Source organism: Amycolatopsis cynarae, assembly GCF_026802195.1.
GTDB classification, from domain to species: Bacteria; Actinomycetota; Actinomycetes; order Mycobacteriales; family Pseudonocardiaceae; genus Amycolatopsis_E; species Amycolatopsis_E rhizosphaerae.
Window position 1 is genome coordinate 2,430,055 of record NZ_CP113836.1, and the last position, 17,145, is coordinate 2,447,199.

The window sequence follows — 17,145 nt, forward strand, 5'->3', positions numbered from 1 at the left end:
CGTGACGTGAGCGCGCCGGTTTACACCACGTCGGCGGGCTGTCCGGATTCGGCCGACGGGTACAACCTGTTCGTTTACGGTCCGGGTGGTTTCGCGGGCGGGTTGATCGCGACGACGACCACGGATGTGGGCCTGTCGCATGGTTCGGGTTTCGCGGTTCAGCAGGGTCTGTCGTTCGCCGACATCGCGCTGGATCATCAGACCGCGGTGGTGGCGGGCCGGTACGACGTCGTGGCGAACTGCGTGGATTCGTTCGCGCAGCAGGTGGTGGGGACGTTCACCACGCCGGTGTGGTTCACCGATCCCACGCATTTCCAGGCCACCGATCCGGCCGCCGGGGGTACCACGACACCGTTGACCTCCTCGAACACGGCCACCGTCGTCCCCACCACGACGACCACCACCGTCCCACCCGCGCCGACCACGACCGCGAACCCCCCGGCGTCCTCGGTGACGTCCAGCCCGGGGGAGACGACCACCTCGACCGGCCCGGCGCCCACCACGGTGACCACCAGCCTCGCGGCCACCACCACCGCGAGCGTTTCCTCCGCCACCTCGTCGACCCGGACCGGCGAACCCACGACGAGCACCGCGAACACGACGAGCACGACGAGCACCACGACGGCTACGACGACCACCAGCAGCCAGCCCGCCACCGGGACCTCGACGGCGCCGGTGGGCACGACCACCACCGCTCCCGCCACCACAACCACCACGGCCACGACCACTCGCACGACGGGCACCAGCACCACCACGGCGCCGGTCACGACCGGCACGAGTACCCGCGGCTCCGTGACGAGCACGACCGGCAGCACGACGCCGAGCACGACGGTGAGCACAGGCACCACTGCATCGTCCACAAGCGACAACTCCGCCGCGGTGATCCCGGCTCCCTCCGGGACGGCAGGCAACTCGGGCTCGTCGGCGCAGCAGATCGGCACCACCGTGCCTGCCAGTCTGGCCAGCACCGGAGTTCCGGCGGGGGCGCTCGCCCTCGCCGGGCTCGGACTGCTCGGGGCGGGAACGGCCGCCGTGCTCGTGACGCGCCGCCGTCGCACCACCCTCGGGGAGGACCACCATGTGTAAGCGCGTTCTGGCCCTGACGGGCCTCGGGCTGTTCGCCGCGGGGACGCTGGGATGGACGGCCGCCGAGGCCGCCGTGCCCGCCGCCACCCTGGGCGGCCTGGCGATTTCCCAGCCCACCGGCGTGGACGTGAGCGCGCCGGTTTACGCGACGTCGGCGGCATGCCCGGATTCGGCCGACGGGTACAACCTGTTCGTCTACGGTCCGGGTGGATTCGCGGACGGGCTGATCGCGACGACCACCACCGACGTGGGGTTGTCGCACGAGTCGGGGTTCCCGATCCAGCAGGGTCTGTCCTTCGCCGACATCGCGCTGGATCACCAGACCACGGTGGTGGCGGGCCGGTACGACGTGGTGGCCAACTGCGTGGATTCGTTCGCGCAGCAGGTGGTGGGCACGTTCACCACGGTGGTGTGGTTCACCGATCCGACCCACTACCAGGCCACCGACCCCGCCGGGGGGAACACCACGACACCGGCGGCCACCCCGGGCACCACCACGACGGCCCCGGCGGCGAGCAGCACACCCACCTCGGCCAGCACGGCCACTTCGGCCACCACGACCACGTCGCCGTCGGCGAGCACGACGGAGACGTCTTCGGCCGGTGCCGCCACCACCGGCACCACTGCCGGTTCCCCGGGGCCGTCGGGGCTCACCGAGTCCGCCGCCCAGCCCGTCAGCGCGGGGAGCCCGAAGCTGGCCAGCACCGGTACCGCCGCGGGACCACTCGCCGCGCTCGGACTCGGACTGCTGGCCACGGGGATCGTGGCCGTGCTCGTCACCCGTCGCGGCGGGCGGGAGGAACCGGTGCGCTCGGAGTGGCCGGAATGACCGACGTGCGGGAGCGACCGACGCCGGAACTGACCGGCGCCCCCGCCGCGGTGCGGATCACCGGGCACGCGCTGCTGATCCTCGCGGGCCTGTGCCTGCTGCTGCTCACCCAGGCGGCGCTCATCGGTGCCGTGCAGCACGGCCGGGACCAGGCGCTGGCCTACGCCGATTTCCGGAACCGGCTCGCGAACGCGGTCGCGCCGGTCGGACCCCTCGACGACGGCGGTCACCTGCTCGCCCCCGGCACGCCGGTCGCCGTGCTCAGCATCCCGAAACTCGGGCTGGACGAGGTTGTCGGTGAGGGCACCTCGGCGGGGGCACTGAAGTCGGGGCCGGGGCACCGGCGGGACACCGTGCTGCCGGGACAGGCCGGGACGAGCGTGGTGATGGGCCGCCGCGCGGCCTACGGCGGGCCGTTCGCCCGCCTCGGTGAACTGACCGGGGGAGACCGCATCACGGTCACCACCGGGCAGGGCGCCTACGGCTTCGAGGTCACCGGTGTGCGCCGCGCGAACGACCCGCAGCCCCTGGCGTCCGCCACCGGGAAGGGGCGGCTGACGCTGGTCACGGCCGACGGCCCGGCGTACCTGCCCGCAGACGTGCTCCGAGTGGACGCGCGCCTTCTCGGCCCGGCCGCGCCGGGCGGCACCCGGCTGCCCGCCTACGCGTTGCCGGAGTCCGAACAGGCCATGGCGGGCGACGGCGGTGCCCTCGTCCCCCTGGTCGGCTGGGGAGTGGTGCTCGCGCTCGCCGCGGCCGGAGTGGTCCATACCTATCACCGGTTCGGCACCTGGCACGCCTGGGTGATCGGGGTGCCGCTGCTCGGCGCGCTCGGTCTCGCCGTCGCCGATCACGTCGTTTCGCTGCTGCCCAACCTGCTGTGACCGGGAGAGCCACCATGACACTGAACACCTCCACCGCCCCGCTGCCCGCCGTAGCGGCGGTGCCGGGCCCGGCCGCTCTCGACGCTCGCTCGGTGTCGGCGTGGTTCGGCGAGCGCAAGGTTCTCGACCGGGTCTCCCTGACCATGCCCGCGCACACGGTCACCGCGCTGATCGGCCCGTCGGGCTGCGGCAAGTCGACCTTCCTCCGCACGCTCAACCGGATGCACGAGCTGATCCCCGGCGCCACACTGGCCGGTGAGGTGCTGCTCGGCGAGAGCGACATCTACGCCCCGGCCCGCAAACTCACCGAGGTCCGCCGCCACATCGGGATGGTGTTCCAGAAACCCAACCCGTTCCCCGCGATGTCGATCTACGACAACGTGACCGCGGGCCTGAAACTGACCGGCACCAGAGTCCGCCGTGGCGAGCGGGACGATCTGGTGGAGGAGTGCCTGCTCAGGGCGGGGCTGTGGAAGGAGGTGCGGGACCGCCTGCGCCAGCCCGGTGGGGCGCTGTCGGGCGGGCAGCAGCAGCGGCTGTGCATCGCCCGCGCGCTGGCCGTGCGGCCCACCGTGCTGCTGATGGACGAGCCGTGCTCGGCGCTGGACCCGACCTCGACCCGCCGCGTCGAGGAGACCATCGCCGACCTCATCGACATGACCGTCGTGATCGTCACGCACAACATGCAGCAGGCGCGGCGCGTCTCCGACCAGTGCGCGTTCTTCCTCGCCGAGGAGGGGGCGCCCGGGGTGATCGTCGAGTCCGGGTCGACCGCGGAGGTGTTCGAGTCCCCCGCCGACGAGCGGACCGCCGACTACGTGAACGGCCGGTTCGGCTGACAGGGCCCGGCCTCCCGTGAGCGGCCCCCTCACGGCAGCGCCCGACAGGGATTCAGCGCAGTTTGGGGCAGGGGCGCGCCCTCAAGGCGACCTTGAGGGCGTTTATGACCCTCAAGGCGACCTTCAGGGCACCCAACACCTGCCCGAGCGTGGAACTCGCGCGCACCAGCGTGGGACACAAGCGCACCGGCGTGGGACACAGACTTTCCCGGTCAGCCTTCCGGCTTGCCGTCGCCGGAGGAGGCGAGTGAGAAATACGCTTCTTCCTCCTGCGCGAAGTGCAGGGTCAGCACGGCGTCGAGCCCGTAGAGCGTGGCGCGCAGATCGTCGACCTGGTCGGGCTGGATCCCGTCCGGCGCCTCCGCCAGATGCCGTCCCAGCCGGCGCACGAGCCGTTCGATCTCGACGTGCCCCCGGCTCATCGTGACCGTCCCTTCCGGACTGCCGAGCACGCCGCCCAGCGCCGGGTAGAGCTCGGTCTCCTCGGCCCGTTCGTGCGGGAGCAGTTCGTCGACGAGCAGGCGGTGGGCCCGGCGGATGGCCGCGTCGGCGTCCGGGCTGGTCCCGGCGGCCAGTGCGTCGGCGGCCTGCCGGACCGCGTTGCGCGCCGCGAGCAACTGCTCGTGCTCCCCGGCGAAGCGGTGCAGCAGTTCGTCCGCCTCGGCGGGCGGGCGCTGCCGGGCAGGCCCGCGCAGGGCCCGCAGGGCGTTGAGGATCACCGCGACGTCGATGCCCTCCTGGACCAGGGCACCCACCACCGGGATCAGCCAGCCGAAGGCCGCCGCCACCATCGCCAGCAGCGACAGCACGGTGCCGATTCCCGCGCTCTGCACCGCGAGCCCACGGGCCCGCCGCGCGATCTCGACCGCGTCGGCCAGACGGTCGATGCGGTCGTCGAGGATGACCGCGTCCGCGGCCTGCGCCGCCGCGGTGGACCCGCGCGAGCCCAGCGCGATCCCGACATCGGCGGCGGCCAGTGCCGGCGCGTCGTTGATGCCGTCGCCCACCATGACCGTGATCCCGTCCGACCGGGCCGTGCGCACACGCTCGATCTTGTCGGCCGGGCTCGCTTCGGCCTGCACGTCGTCGACCCCGAGCATCCCGGCGACCTCGGTCGCGTTGTCCACGCGGTCCCCGGTCAGCAGCACCACGTGCCGCAGCCCCACCGCACGCAGCCGCCGCATCGTGCGGGCGGCGTCGTGGCGGATCCGGTCGCGCACCAGCAGTGCGGCCACCGGGGTGCCGTCGCGCTCGGTCCAGATCATGCTCGCCAGGTCGAGGCGGCCGCGGCGGGCCGCGCCGGCCGCCCAGTCCGGCAGTGCGCCGTCGCCGGACAGGCGCCCGACCGTGACCTTCGTGCCGTCGACCACCCCGGTCGCTCCCCGGCCCGGTTCCTCCGTCACCGACGTGGCGTGCGCCGGGTGCACGCCGTTGCGTTCGGCCGCGCGCAGCACGGCCCCGGCCAGCACGTGCGGCGAGTACTGCTCGACGGCGGCGGCCTGCGCGAGCGCCTCTTCGGGCCGCACCCCCGGCGCGCAGACGACGTCGACCACCTCGGGCCTGCCCTCGGTCACGGTGCCGGTCTTGTCCATGGCCAGCGTGTCCGCCCGCCCCAGCAGTTCGAGCGCGGCGCCGCCCCTGACCACGACCCCGGCCCGGGAAGCCCGGGACATCCCGCCGGTGACGGCGATCGGCACGGCCAGCAGCAGCGGGCACGGCGTCGCGGTCACCAGTACCGCGACCGCCCGGTCCGGATTGCCGGTCACCGCCCAGGCGATGGCCGCGATGATCAGCGCGGTCGGCAGGAACCAGACCGCGATCCGGTCGGCCAGGCGCGCCACCGGCGCCGTGTTCGCCGCCGCCTGCCGCGCCAGCTGGACCACCCCGGCGTAGGTGCTGGCGTCGGCGGTGGCCGTCGCGGACAGATCGACGGCGCCCCCGGCGTTGACCACACCACTGCGCACCCGTTCGGCCGCGGCCCGGGTCACCGGAGCGGCCTCCCCGGTCAGCGCCGATTCGTCGAACACGCCGTCGCCGAGCAGGGTGCCGTCGACCGGCACGATCTCGCCCGGCAGCACGACGACCCGGTCACCGGCGCGCACCTCCGCGATCGGCACGGTCTCCATCCGCCCCACGCGGCGCAGGTGTGCCTGGCTGGGGGCGCGTTCCAGCAGGGCCGACAGGTCCCGGCCCGCCCGGCGCTGTGCGGCGACCTCCAGGACGCGGCCGGTCGCCACCATCGCGCCGATGATCGCGCCCGCCAGGTACTCGCCGACGGCCAGCGTGCTGCCCAGCGCCAGCACGGCCAGCAGGTCCGCGCCCCACCGGCCCGCCCGCAGGTCGGCCGCCACCCAGAACAGGGCCGGGACCAGCGCGACGCCGTCGGCCACCGCCCACAGGATGTTCGCGGGCAGCGGGTCGAACAGCCACGCCACGCCGCCCGCGGCGACCAGCAGCGTGACCGCGATGAGCAGGAGTGCTTCACGGGACAGCGGGGCGTGCTTGCCACCGGTCACCGGCATGGCCACCACCACCGTCCGTCGATTCGGGCCGTCACCCTGTCACCATCCCCGGCTGCCGGGCACGCGCGGCAGGGAAGCACGTCCCCACCAGCCGCGACCTTGGGCCCTATTGCCCGGTGAGGGGACCCTTCACGGCCTGGAGGTCGTCAGAGCGGTGGCCATGATGGCGCTGACGACCTCCAGCACGCTGTCCACCAGTTCCCGCCGCGTCACGTCGAGGCCGTCGCTGGCCCATTCGAGGAACAGGTTCACGATCGCCCCGGAGGCGGCCGTCACGGTCACCGACAGCTTTTTCGGGGTGACATCGTCGAGCGCGTGCCCGCCGACCGAGGCCATGGCCGTCTGCAGCACCAGTTCGGGCAGCCGCCGCCGTGCGTGCATCCGCAGCCGGGCCTCCGCGATCGTCTCCAGCAGCATCGCCCTGCTGCGCATCGGATCCTCTTCGAGCCACGCCGCCGCGGCGTCGAGCGCGGCCCGCATGCGGGCCGGGAAGTCCGGCGGCGCCTCGGCGATGGCCGCCTCGACCCTGGCGCCGACGTTGGCGTACTGATCGTCCCAGACCGCGAGGAGGAGGGCGTCCCGGTCCGGGAAACTCTCGTAGAAGTAGCGCGGGCTCAGTCCCGAGTTCCGGGCGACCGCGCGGACCGACACCGCCGCCGCGCCCTCGCCGCCGAGCAGGCGGAATCCCGCGTCCAGAAGCCGGCGGCGCCGCTGGGCCGAGCGTTCGCCGGCCGTGCTCCCGTGCCAGCGCGGCCTGTCCTCGATCTCGCTTCCGGCTCTTGACATGACCATCACGGTAACCCACCATCACAGGAAACGCCCGTTTCCTATGGAGGAGCGAAGGCATGCGACTGGCAGAGAAGCCAGAGGACAGCACGCGGCAGCGGTACGCGGCGGAGGCGCACGCCATCCGCGCCCGGGACATGGATTTCCGCTGGGACGACGTGCCCATGCACTACATCCCGGGGCAGATGGTGGCCACGCACGTCTACAACTGCATGCACCTGCTGCTGCCCGAGGGCGAAAAGGCGATGTCGAAGGCGCTGGCCCAGGCCCTGCCGCTGATCGACGATCCGCGCCTGTACGAGGAGGTCGTCGGGTTCATCGGCCAGGAGGCCACCCATGCCGACAACCACGGCGGCGTGCTGGACCGCCTGGCCGAACTCGGCCTCGACCCGGAACCGGTCGTCACCCGGCTGAACCGGATCCTGGACGTGATCATGGCCGACTTCGGCGGCGATCAGGTGCGCCACCGGCTGCTCTGCGAGCGGCTGGCCCTCTTCTCGGCCCTGGAGCACTACACGGCCGTCTGGGGGAAGTTCTTCCTCGAATCCGACGGACTGGCCGGATCCGGCATCCACCCGATGCTGCTGGACCTGCTCCGCTGGCACGGTGCGGAGGAGGTCGAGCACCGCAGCGTGGTCTTCGACGCCTATCAGCACATCGACGGCAGCTACGCCCGGCGCGCCCGCATGGCCGTCCTGGGCAGCGCGGCGCTGTTCGCCACCGGGATGGCCACCCTGGCCTGGCTGGTGGCGAACGACCCCGAGCGGCGCAAGAGCCGCAACCCGTTCCGCCGCTACCTGGCGCCGGTGCTGGAGGGCATCAGCGCCACCCGCCGCAAGGTCATCCCCAACCTGACCAGCTTCCTCACCGAGGTCCCCGTCTACCTCAAGCCCGGTTTCCACCCGTCGCAGCTCGACGGGATGGAGCTCGCGGTGCGGTACCTCGCCACGGCGCCGATCAAGGACACGGCGTGCTGAAGACGGTCCTCGATCCGGGTATCGACGCCTTCGTCGCCGCCTACCGCGGTTATCTGAAGGTCTTCGCCGAAAGCCGTGCCGCGCCGGTGCTTTCCCGCGGCAGGCCGGTGAAGCTGGGCGGGTTCGAGCTGGCGCTGCGGGTCGAGTCGGTCACCGCGGCGGCCGAGGACGTCGTGGCTCTCACCCTCGCCGGTCCGGAAGGCGAACGGCTGCCCGCGTGGACGCCCGGTGCCCACCTCGACGTCTTCCTGCCGTCCGGGAAGCAACGACAGTATTCGCTGTGCGGCAGCCCGGCGGACCACCACCGGTACCGCATCGCGGTCCGCCTGATCCGCGACGGCGGAGGAGGGTCGCGCGAAATCCACGAGCGCGTCGCGGCCGGGGACGTCCTCACCGTGCGCGGTCCGCGCAACGCCTTCCCGCTGGTTCCGGAACGGTCGTATCTGTTCGTGGCGGGCGGCATCGGCATCACGCCGCTGCTGCCGATGGTGCGGCACGCACAGCTTTCCGGCGCACTGTGGAAACTCGTCTACTTCGGACGTTCCCGCCGCGCTCTGCCGTTCCTCGGAGAGCTGGCCCGGTTCGGCGACAAGGTCGTCGTCCGCACGGACGACGAGCACGGCGTACCGGACCTGGCGGCGACCCTCGCGATGGCCGAGCCGGGCGCGGCGGTCTACTACTGCGGCCCGCCTCCGCTGCTGGAGGGCGCGAAGGAGATCCTGCGCACGCTGAATCCGGCCGCGCGGCTGTACAGCGAGCGGTTCTCCCCACCGCCGGTCCGGGGCGGAGAACCGTTCTCGATCCGGCTGGCCCGTTCGGGGCGGGAAGTCGAGGTGGGGGCGGAGGAATCCGCGCTCGCCGCGCTGCGGCGTGCGGTGCCCGGCATCGCCTACTCCTGCCAGCAGGGTTTCTGCGGGACGTGCAAGGTCGCGGTGCTCTCCGGCGAGGTCGACCACCGCGACGCCATGCTGCCGCCCGCCGAGCGCGACCACGCGATGCTGCCCTGCCTGTCCCGTGCCACCGGCACGCTCGAGCTCGACCTGTGAAAGGCACCGGTATGGAGCACCATCCGATCGTGATCATCGGCGCCGGTTTCGGCGGACTCGGCCTCGGCGTGCGGCTGCGGCAGGCGGGCATCCGCGACTTCGTGATCCTGGAACGGACCGCGAACCTCGGCGGGACCTGGAGCCGCAACACCTATCCCGGCGCCGCCTGCGACGTTCCGTCCAGTTTGTACTCCTACTCGTTCGCGCCGAACCCCGGCTGGAGCCGCAAATACGGCAGGCAGCCGGAAATCCTGGACTACCTGCGGCGCACCGCCGAGGACCACGGCGTCACCGGGCACCTGCGCCTGGAGACCGAGGTGCTGAAGGCGCGGTTCGACGAGGACGCCCGGCACTGGCACGTCACCACCAGTTCCGGTGAGCTCACCGCAGGCATCCTGGTCAGCGCGGTGGGTGCCTTCGCCGAGGCCTCGGTGCCCGAGATCAGCGGGCTGGCCGGCTTCGGCGGCACGATCTTCCACACCCTGCACTGGGACCACGACCACGACCTCACCGGCGAACGCGTCGCCGTCATCGGCACCGGCGCCACGGCCGTGCAGGTGGTGCCCGAGGTGCAGAAGTCGGCGCGCGAACTGCGGGTGTTCCAGCGGAGCGCGCCGTGGATCGTGCCGCGGCTGGACCGGACCATCACCCCGGCGGAGAAACTCGCGTTCCGGGCGCTGCCGGTGGCGCAGCGCCTCCACCGCGGCGGCTGGTACGCCGCGATCGAATCCTTCGGGCTGCCCGGTTTCGTCAGCACGAAGTTCCGGCATCCGTTCGAGGTGCTCGGACGCCTGCAGCTGCTGAGGCAGGTACGGGACCCCGAGCTGCGCGCGCGGCTGACACCGGACTACATGATCGGCTGCAAACGGGCGATCTTCTCCGACACCTACTACCCGGCACTGTGCCAGGACAACGTGGAACTGGTGACGGAGAGGATCGAGGAGGTCCGTCCACACGGGATCATCACCGCCGACGGCACCGAGCACGAGGTGGACACCATCATCCTGGCGACCGGGTTCACCGCGACCCCCGCCCTGATGGACCGGATCGAGGGCACTGGCGGCCGGACCGTCCTCGACGCCTACCGGGAACGTCCCCAGAGTTACCTCGGCGCCGCGAACGCGGGTTTCCCCAACATGTTCACCGTGCTCGGACCGTTCGGCGCGGCCGCCAACCAGTCGGCGATCTACATGATCGAGGGCCAGATCGACTACATCGTCGACGCCGTCCGCCGGTTGCGCGAGGCGGGCTACCGGCGGGTGGAGGTGCGTCGCGAGGTGCAGGAGGCGTTCGTGGACGAGGTCCACGCGCGCAGCGGCAGCGGCACCTGGCTCAAGGGCGGCTGTTCCAGCTACTACACCAACGGGCGGGGGGCCAACTCCGGGCTGTATCCGAACTGGTCGTTCGAGTACCGCCGCCGCACCCGCCGGTTCGACATCGAAAACTACGAGGTGTCCCGATGAACCCCTGGCGTCTTATCCGCCCGGTCGCGCCGGAGAACGACCTCGACGGGCAGGTCGCGCTCGTCACCGGCGGCGGTGACGGGATCGGGCGGGAGACCGCGCACGCGTTCGCCGCGCGCGGGGCGTCCGTCGCGGTCGTCGATCTCGACCCCGCCGCGGCGACGAAGGTCGCGGCGGAGATCGGTGAGCACCGTGCGCTGGGCATCGCGGCGGATGTGCGGGACCCCGAAGCCCTGCGGGCGGCGGTCGGGGAGGTGCTGCGCCGCTGGGACCGGCTCGACGTGGCGGTGGCCAACGCGGGGGTCACTCCCGTCCCGGCGACCGTCCGGATGGGTGACCCGGCGGATTTCGAACGCGTCGTTTCGGTCAACCTGTTCGGGGTGCTCAACACCGCGCAGGCGGTGGTCGAACCCCTCGTCCAGCGCCGCGGTCACCTTGTGGTGGTCGCCTCGGCCGCCGCGTTCTGCCCGCCCGTGGGCGGAGCGGCCTACATGGTCAGCAAGGCCGCCGTGGAGCAACTCGGCCGGGCGCTGCGGCTGGAACTCGCGCCGTACGGGGTCACCGCGACGGTCGCCTACTTCGGGGTGGTCGACACGCGCCTGGCGCGCGCCACGCTCGACGACGACCCGCTCGGCGCCGCACTCGATGCGATGCTGCCCCGGCCGCTGCGCCGCCGCATCAGCGCCCGCACCGCGGCGGAGGTGATCGTCTCGGCCGTGGAAAACCGGTCGGCGCACTCGATGGCGCCGGCGGCCTGGGAACCCCTGTCCTGGTTCCGCGGCATCGTCAACCCGGTCCTGGACCGCGTCCTGGTCCGGGATTCCCGGCTGCACGCCCTGATCCGCGAGCTCGAAGACCGCCTCCTTGCCGGTTAGCGCGGGCCCTCAAGGTGGCCTTGAGGGCGTTTATGACTCTGAAGGCGACCTTCAGGGCATCCCGCCCCCGGCCCCCAGCGCGGGACTCACCCGCGGCCGTCAGGGCAGTCCTGGCAGCAGTTAGGGCAGGGAAGCGGTGGCGAAGCGGGCGAGTTCGCCGAGGGCGGCGGCGGACTCGGGCAGCAGGCGCAGCAGCGGGAAGGCGTGCATCTGCCCTGGCCAGACCTGCAGTTCGCACGGTACGGCCGCCTCGGTGAGCCGTCGCGCCATCAGTTCGCCGTCGCTGCGCAGCAGTTCCTTCCCACCGACGAGCAGCAGTACCGGCGGCAGGCCCCGCAGGTCGGCGTAGAGCGGGGAGAGTTCGGCCAGTTCCGGTTCCCGGCCCGCGACGCAGAGTTCGGTGACCGCGCCCACGCAGGCGGCCGACAGGTACGGGTCGTGGCTCCGGTTGAACCGGTGGGATTCGCCGGACGCGGCGAAGTCGACCCAGGGCGAGAACGCCGCGATCCGCCCGGGCCCGGGCAGGCCCTCGTCCCGGAGCCGCAGGGCCACCAGGAAGGCGAGCCCGCCGCCCGCCGAATCCCCGGCGAGCACGATGTCGTCGCCGCCGTGCCCTCGCGCCAGCAGCCACCGGTATGCGTCGGTCCCGTCCGCCACGGCGTCGGCGAGCGCATGCTCGGGAACCAGCCGGTAGTCGACCGACAGGACCGGCAGGCCACTGGTCGCGGACAGGGCCGCGACCAGCGGCCGCCATGCCCGCGCCGAACCGGCGACGAATCCGCCGCCGTGGAAGTACACCAGGATCCGCTCGCCGTCCCCGGTCCCGGGCGCCCGGACCAGTTCGGCCGCGCAGTTCCCGAGCGCGACGTGCTCGACGGTGGTGCCCCGGGGCAGGCGGCCGGAGCCGAGCGCGGCGCGCTCGATGACCAGCCTCGCCACCGGCAGGGTGCGCCGGTCGACGGGCACGTGGTGTGTCAGCGGGCGCAGCGTGCGGGACAGGATCTGCGAAAACATCCAGGACTGCCAGGACGCGGTCTCCTGTGCGGGCACGGCTCAGCCCTGGGTCGCGGCGGTGGGGAGAACGGGTTCGTGCACGCCCTCGGCGATCGGGTCCGTGTACAGGGCTTCGATCTCGTCCGCGTACTTCGCGGCGATGGGCTTGCGGCGCAGCTTCATGGTGAGGGTGAGCTCGTCACCACCCGGCTCCCAGAACCACGGCAGGATGCGGAACCGCTTGATCTGTTCCACTCGCGACAGTCTGGTGTTGGCGGTGGCGATCGCGGCGGCGACCCGGGCCACGAGCTCGGGGTCGCGGGCGATCGTGGCGGCTTCGCCGGAGAATCCGTGACCGGTCACGGATTCGGGGTCCAGCACCACGAGCGCGGTGTTGTACGGGCGGGAGTCGCCGATCGCCACCACGCTGCCGATCAGTGAGGAGACCGCCTTCACGGTGTTCTCGATGTTGGCGGGCGACATGTTCTTGCCCGAGGCGTTGATGATGAGTTCCTTCTTGCGGTCCACCACCCGCAGATAGCCGTCCTCGTCCACGGTGACGATGTCCCCTGTGGACAGCCAGCCGTCGGGGTCGACGGCCTCGGCGGTCTTTTCCGGCTCGCCCCGGTAGCCCTTCATCACCAGCGGCCCGCGCACCAGCAGCTCGCCGTCTTCGGCCACCCGCATTTCCATGCCGGGCACGATCCTGCCGACCGTGCCGAGTTTCGCGGGATCGGCGGGCGCGGCGCTGGCGATGCAGGTCAGCTCGGACATACCCCAGATCTCGGAGATGCGCAGGCCGAGCGCGGCGAAGAAGGCCAGGGTGTCCGGTGCGATCGGGGCCGCTCCTGACACGGCCCATTTCAGCTCGCCGAACCCGAGTTTCGCCCGCAGCGGTGCCAGCACCGCGGCTTCGGCCTTGGCGTGTTCGGCGGCCAGCTCGCCGGGCACGGGCTTCCCCGCCCGCTGCAGCTCGACGCGGCGGAGGCCGACGTCCAGCGCCCACCGCAGTGCTTCGCGCCGCGTCTGGTCGGGCTCGTTGCGCACCGCCAGTTGGACCGCGGCCTTGAGCTTCTCCCACACCCGCGGCACGGCACCCCAGATCGTCGGGCGGCAGTCGGGCAGCGCGGCCGCGATCAGGCCGGGCTCTCCGACGACGGTGACCTGCGTGCCGAACACCAGCTGGCAGTACAGCGCGGTCATGCGGTCGGCGATGTGCGCCGAGGGCATGAACGAGGTGATGCGGTCGCCGTACTCGATGGGCAGGACGCCGCTGACCGCGTGTGCTTCGAACAGCAGTGCGGAATGGGTCGACTCGACCCCCTTCGGGTTCCCGGTCGTGCCCGAGGTGTAGATGAGGGTGGCGATGTCGCCGGGCCGCACGGCCCGCCAGCTCGCCTCGAAGTCGAAACCGGGCGAGCCGAGGGACTCCAGCTCGTCCAGTGCGAGGGTGCCTTCGGGGGCTTCGCCGGGCACGGCGTCGACCACGACGATCTTTTCCAGCGGAGCACCGGATTCCCGCACGCGCTCGACGTACTGCGCTTCGCACACCATGACCTTGGCGCCGGCGTTGCCCAGCACGTGGCGGATCGCGGTGGCGGGCAGGGTGTTGTAGACGGAGAACGAAGTGGCGCCGGCGTGCAGTGCGCCGACGTCGACCGGGTAGAACTCGACGCGGTTGGCCATCATCAGCGCCACGGTGTCGCCGTGCCCGACGCCGAGCGCGGCGAATCCGGCGGCGAACCGGCGGACGCGGGCGGCGTACTCGCGCCAGGTCAGCGTCCGCGTGCCGCCGATCGTGCGCACCGCGACCGCGTCGGGATCGATCGCGGCGGTGCGCTGGAAGGCCTCACACAGCGTGGTGGGTGCGGGGGTCATGTTGTTCTCCCGGAACGGGTTCGCGGTTCTCGGATGGTCCTGTGTGGACCGCGGTGTCAGTGGCGCCCGTGCAGGAACCGGACCAGCGTGCGCACGACCGCGTCCACCGGAGGAGACCGGCGGAACGTGGTCAGCGGCAGCGGGGACGGGAACCGCTGCCGCGACATCGCCCTGGCGTAGGTGAACTCCTTGAGCCCGTCGGGACCGTGCACCCGGCCGAAACCGGAGTCGCCGACACCGCCGAGCGGAAGCGACGGGATCGAGGCGTAGGCGACGAAGGAGTTCACCGACACCGCCCCGGAACGGATCCGGGCGGCGATGGCCTCGCCGTTGCGCCGGGAGAACACGCTCGCGCCGAGGCCGTACCGGCTCGCATTGGCGCGCGCGACGGCCTCGTCCATGTCCCGGACCCTGGACACGGTCAGGGTCGGGCCGAAGGTCTCCTCGGTGATCGCGGTGCTGTCCTCGGGGACGTCGACCAGGACGGTCGGCTGTACGAGCCGCCCCTGCACCGCGGACGGCCCGCCGAGCACCGCGCGGCCCCCCTTGGCCAGCGCGTCGGCGATGTGCCGGGCGATGACCAGAAGCTGGCCCGGCATGGTGATGGGGCCGATCTGGTCCCCGGCGCGGACCCCGCCGGCCAGCGCGACGACCCGGTCGAGGAAGGGCTGGTAGATGTCCTGGTGCGCGTACACCCGCTCGACGCCAAGGCAGGTCTGCCCGGCGTTGGACAGCCCTCCCCACACCGCGGCCTCCGCCGCGGCGTCCAGGTCGGCGTCCGCGTCCACCAGCAGCGCGTCCTTGCCGCCGCACTCCATGAGGACCGGGGTGAGGGTTTCGGCGCAGGCGGCCATCACCTTCTTGCCGGTGGCGGTGGAGCCGGTGAAACCGATCTTGCCGACACCGGCGCGGCACAGGGCTTCACCGGTGCTCCCGTCACCGGTGAGCACCTGCAGCACCGGGCGGTGGCCGTTGGCCTGCCGGAACGCGTCACGCAGCCACAGCCCGACACCCGGGGTGTACTCGCTGGGCTTGAACACCACCGTGTTGCCCGCGGCGAGAGCGAAGGACAGCGAGCCGAGCGGGGTGAACACCGGGTAGTTCCACGGGCCTATCACACCGACCACCCCCAGCGGCCGGTATTCGAGGCTCGCGGCCTGGTTGAGCGTGAGCAGGCTGGAGGGGACCGACCGCGGCCCGAGCACGCTTTCGGCGTTCTTCGCCGCCCACGCCAGGTGTTCCAGCGCCATCGCGATCTCCAGCATCGCGTCGGAGCGCGGTTTGCCCATCTCGCGGTGGATCAGCCCGGCCAGTTCGTCCGCCCCGCGGGCGATCACCCCGCGCCAGGCGTCGAGGCGGCGTGCACGCTCGGCGAAGCTCAGCCCCGCCCACCAGGGCGCGGCCTCGCGTGCGGCCCGCACCGCCTCGGCGACCTCCTGGGCATCCGCGACCGGGTGGCTGGCGACCACCTCGCCGTCCAGCGGGCTGACCACATCGAAGGTCCTCATCGCACTGTCCACTGTGCTCGTCATGGGCGCACCCCCCGGCCGGCGCGGCGCCCGGCGCCGTGGGTCCATCCCGCCGTCACCCGCGAGAGCACCGGCCGGGAGATCTCGAGCAGCGGAGCGAACCAGGCGGCGGCGTCCGCGGCGAACACCCAGGTCAGCCGCGTCCCGTCGGCGTGGGGTTCGATCGTGACGTCCTCGGCGAAGCGGCGGAAGCCGGGCCGGCTGGCGGCCTCGGCGCTGAAGGTCATCCGGTGGCCTTCTTCCCAGCGGTAGAACCGTTCGCGCAGCGCGGCCGCCCCGTGGGCCAGGGTGACGGTCCTGGTGGTGCCGACGCCGAAGGGCCTCGGTGAGGTCCATTCGGCCCCGGTGATCAGGTTCGTCCAAGAGGTCAGTGCGTCGTCGGCGGTCAGCGTTTCCCAGACGCGGTCCGGCGGTGCGGCGATCTCGGTGGTGTGCTCGAACCGGAACCGCGCCGTGTCGAGGAAGTCGTCGTCGGCGGCGTCGAGCGGGTACCAGCGCGTCATGGGTGGCGTCCCTTCGGAGGTGCGTTGCCGCCGACCGTATTGCTGACATCAATCAATGTCAACATTGAGGTGCACCGGCCCCGTCGCTGGGTGCCCCTGCTGCGCGCTGTGAATGGCCGTGAAGGGTCCCTAATGGCCAAATCGACTGTGAAGGGACCCTTCACGGCAGCCTCGACCGGGGGGCCGAGCGAACCGGACTTTGCCTACGCGGCGGGGCGGGTCAGCTGAGGAGTTCGCGGGCCTTGAGGTGGGACACCAGCAGGTCGCCGATGTGGCGGATGTGCTCCCGCATGGCGGTCCTGGCGGCCTCGGTGTCGCGTTCCCGCAACGCGGTGAAGATCGGCGCGTGGTCGTGCGCGGAGGCGGACGACCAGCCCTCGATGGTGCCGAAGAACCGGAGTGGCACGTAGCTGACGGTGAGGTTGAGCAGGGTGGCCATCCGGTGCGAGTCCGAGGCCTTGTTGATCGTGCGGTGGATCTCGAAGTTGAGCCGGTCGACCTCTTCGGGAAGCTGGGCGCGGTCGGCGGCCTCGAGGTCGGCCTGGAGCTTCTCCAGCCGGTCCAGTTCGGCGTCCGGCAGCGCCTCGGCGGCCCGTGCGGCCAGCTCGCCCGCGATGAACGCCTGCACGTCGAACAGGTCGCTCACGTCACGCGGGGTCAGCGGTACGACCCGGTAGCCGCGCCGGGGTTCCCACCGCACGGTGCCCTCACTGCCCAGCAGCATGAGCGCCTCCCGCACGGGGGTGGGGGAGACGCCCAGCTCCTGGGCCAGCCGTTCGGTGCGGATGTATTCGCCCGCGCGGAACTCGCCGACCATGATCCCTTCGCGGACATAGGCGGCGACCTTCTCGCTGAGCTGCTGTTTCGTGTCGAACGAGGTTCGCCGCCCCACGTAGTCGCCGTTCATGCGCGCCCCAGGTTCCGTTACCGCCATT

Annotated in this window: 16 protein-coding genes; 8 read left to right on the forward strand and 8 right to left on the reverse strand. The window is 72.1% G+C overall.

Annotated elements, in window-relative coordinates:
* Window positions 1-197 precede the first annotated feature (197 nt).
* Window positions 198-845 (reverse strand): hypothetical protein, encoded by a 648-nt coding sequence (locus ORV05_RS11515; protein ID WP_268758454.1) that lies wholly within the window; start codon window positions 843-845, stop codon window positions 198-200.
* On the opposite strand from ORV05_RS11515, the gene ORV05_RS11520 reads away from it, so the two are divergent.
* The 4 genes from ORV05_RS11520 to ORV05_RS11535 are packed head-to-tail and all read left to right on the forward strand — an operon-like array spanning window position 832 to window position 3,638.
* A complete protein-coding gene (locus ORV05_RS11520) occupies window positions 832-1,086 on the forward strand; it encodes an LPXTG cell wall anchor domain-containing protein (protein WP_268758455.1) in 255 nt (84 codons plus the stop codon). The genes ORV05_RS11515 and ORV05_RS11520 overlap by 14 nt on opposite strands.
* Window positions 1,079-1,915, forward strand: a complete 837-nt coding sequence (locus tag ORV05_RS11525; RefSeq protein WP_268758456.1) for a hypothetical protein — start codon at window positions 1,079-1,081, stop codon at window positions 1,913-1,915. The genes ORV05_RS11520 and ORV05_RS11525 overlap by 8 nt, the downstream gene beginning before the upstream one ends.
* Entirely contained in the window at window positions 1,912-2,799 is an 888-nt protein-coding gene (locus tag ORV05_RS11530; RefSeq protein ID WP_268758457.1) for a sortase domain-containing protein, read from the forward strand. Before ORV05_RS11525 ends, ORV05_RS11530 begins: the two co-directional genes overlap by 4 nt.
* 14 nt (window positions 2,800-2,813) lie before the next feature.
* Window positions 2,814-3,638 (forward strand): phosphate ABC transporter ATP-binding protein, encoded by an 825-nt coding sequence (locus ORV05_RS11535; RefSeq protein ID WP_268758458.1) that lies wholly within the window; start codon window positions 2,814-2,816, stop codon window positions 3,636-3,638.
* A gap of 212 nt (window positions 3,639-3,850) precedes the next feature.
* Here ORV05_RS11535 and ORV05_RS11540 read toward each other — a convergent pair whose 3' ends face one another.
* Both ORV05_RS11540 and ORV05_RS11545 read right to left on the reverse strand, forming a co-directional pair.
* Window positions 3,851-6,160 (reverse strand): heavy metal translocating P-type ATPase, encoded by a 2,310-nt coding sequence (locus ORV05_RS11540; protein ID WP_268758459.1) that lies wholly within the window; start codon window positions 6,158-6,160, stop codon window positions 3,851-3,853.
* A gap of 129 nt (window positions 6,161-6,289) precedes the next feature.
* Window positions 6,290-6,946: a TetR/AcrR family transcriptional regulator gene (locus ORV05_RS11545; protein ID WP_268758460.1), complete on the reverse strand. Its 657-nt coding sequence runs from the start codon at window positions 6,944-6,946 to the stop codon at window positions 6,290-6,292.
* Window positions 6,947-7,005: 59 nt separating this feature from the next.
* Between ORV05_RS11545 and ORV05_RS11550 the strand changes: the two genes are divergently transcribed.
* The 4 genes from ORV05_RS11550 to ORV05_RS11565 are packed head-to-tail and all read left to right on the forward strand — an operon-like array spanning window position 7,006 to window position 11,307.
* Entirely contained in the window at window positions 7,006-7,923 is a 918-nt protein-coding gene (locus tag ORV05_RS11550) for a metal-dependent hydrolase (RefSeq protein ID WP_268758461.1), read from the forward strand.
* Entirely contained in the window at window positions 7,917-8,969 is a 1,053-nt protein-coding gene (locus ORV05_RS11555; RefSeq protein ID WP_268758462.1) for a PDR/VanB family oxidoreductase, read from the forward strand. The genes ORV05_RS11550 and ORV05_RS11555 overlap by 7 nt, the downstream gene beginning before the upstream one ends.
* A gap of 11 nt (window positions 8,970-8,980) precedes the next feature.
* Window positions 8,981-10,432 (forward strand): flavin-containing monooxygenase, encoded by a 1,452-nt coding sequence (locus tag ORV05_RS11560; RefSeq protein WP_268758463.1) that lies wholly within the window; start codon window positions 8,981-8,983, stop codon window positions 10,430-10,432.
* Window positions 10,429-11,307, forward strand: a complete 879-nt coding sequence (locus ORV05_RS11565; protein ID WP_268758464.1) for a short-chain dehydrogenase/reductase — start codon at window positions 10,429-10,431, stop codon at window positions 11,305-11,307. The genes ORV05_RS11560 and ORV05_RS11565 overlap by 4 nt, the downstream gene beginning before the upstream one ends.
* A gap of 120 nt (window positions 11,308-11,427) precedes the next feature.
* On the opposite strand, the gene ORV05_RS11570 is transcribed toward ORV05_RS11565, so the two are convergent.
* The 5 genes from ORV05_RS11570 to ORV05_RS11590 form a co-directional block, all read right to left on the reverse strand.
* Window positions 11,428-12,357 carry an alpha/beta hydrolase gene (locus ORV05_RS11570; RefSeq protein ID WP_268758465.1) on the reverse strand — a complete coding sequence of 310 codons (930 nt, stop codon included), beginning with the start codon at window positions 12,355-12,357 and terminating at the stop codon, window positions 11,428-11,430.
* Window positions 12,358-12,360: 3 nt separating this feature from the next.
* Window positions 12,361-14,178 (reverse strand): fatty acid--CoA ligase FadD11, encoded by a 1,818-nt coding sequence (gene fadD11 / locus ORV05_RS11575; RefSeq protein ID WP_268758466.1) that lies wholly within the window; start codon window positions 14,176-14,178, stop codon window positions 12,361-12,363.
* Window positions 14,179-14,234: 56 nt separating this feature from the next.
* The gene (locus tag ORV05_RS11580) at window positions 14,235-15,710 is read right to left on the reverse strand and encodes an aldehyde dehydrogenase family protein (protein WP_268758467.1); all 1,476 of its coding nucleotides are present in this window, start codon (window positions 15,708-15,710) and stop codon (window positions 14,235-14,237) included.
* On the reverse strand, window positions 15,707-16,210 hold the full coding sequence (locus ORV05_RS11585; protein ID WP_268758468.1) for an SRPBCC family protein: 504 nt from the start codon (window positions 16,208-16,210) through the stop codon (window positions 15,707-15,709). Before ORV05_RS11585 ends, ORV05_RS11580 begins: the two co-directional genes overlap by 4 nt.
* A 220-nt stretch (window positions 16,211-16,430) precedes the next feature.
* Window positions 16,431-17,144: a GntR family transcriptional regulator gene (locus ORV05_RS11590; RefSeq protein WP_268758469.1), complete on the reverse strand. Its 714-nt coding sequence runs from the start codon at window positions 17,142-17,144 to the stop codon at window positions 16,431-16,433.
* Window position 17,145 lies beyond the last annotated feature (1 nt).

Bases quoted from the DNA above. Each gene is read 5' to 3' on its own strand.
- ORV05_RS11525 (WP_268758456.1), top strand. From the start codon at position 1,079: ATGTGTAAGCGCGTTCTGGCCCTGACGGGCCTCGGGCTGTTCGCCGCG.
- ORV05_RS11530 (WP_268758457.1), top strand. From the start codon at position 1,912: ATGACCGACGTGCGGGAGCGACCGACGCCGGAACTGACCGGCGCCCCC.
- ORV05_RS11535 (WP_268758458.1), top strand. From the start codon at position 2,814: ATGACACTGAACACCTCCACCGCCCCGCTGCCCGCCGTAGCGGCGGTG.
- ORV05_RS11540 (WP_268758459.1), bottom strand. From the start codon at position 6,160: ATGCCGGTGACCGGTGGCAAGCACGCCCCGCTGTCCCGTGAAGCACTC.
- ORV05_RS11545 (WP_268758460.1), bottom strand. From the start codon at position 6,946: ATGTCAAGAGCCGGAAGCGAGATCGAGGACAGGCCGCGCTGGCACGGG.
- ORV05_RS11550 (WP_268758461.1), top strand. From the start codon at position 7,006: ATGCGACTGGCAGAGAAGCCAGAGGACAGCACGCGGCAGCGGTACGCG.
- ORV05_RS11560 (WP_268758463.1), top strand. From the start codon at position 8,981: ATGGAGCACCATCCGATCGTGATCATCGGCGCCGGTTTCGGCGGACTC.
- ORV05_RS11565 (WP_268758464.1), top strand. From the start codon at position 10,429: ATGAACCCCTGGCGTCTTATCCGCCCGGTCGCGCCGGAGAACGACCTC.
- fadD11 (WP_268758466.1), bottom strand. From the start codon at position 14,178: ATGACCCCCGCACCCACCACGCTGTGTGAGGCCTTCCAGCGCACCGCC.
- ORV05_RS11580 (WP_268758467.1), bottom strand. From the start codon at position 15,710: ATGACGAGCACAGTGGACAGTGCGATGAGGACCTTCGATGTGGTCAGC.
- ORV05_RS11585 (WP_268758468.1), bottom strand. From the start codon at position 16,210: ATGACGCGCTGGTACCCGCTCGACGCCGCCGACGACGACTTCCTCGAC.
- ORV05_RS11590 (WP_268758469.1), bottom strand. From the start codon at position 17,144: ATGGCGGTAACGGAACCTGGGGCGCGCATGAACGGCGACTACGTGGGG.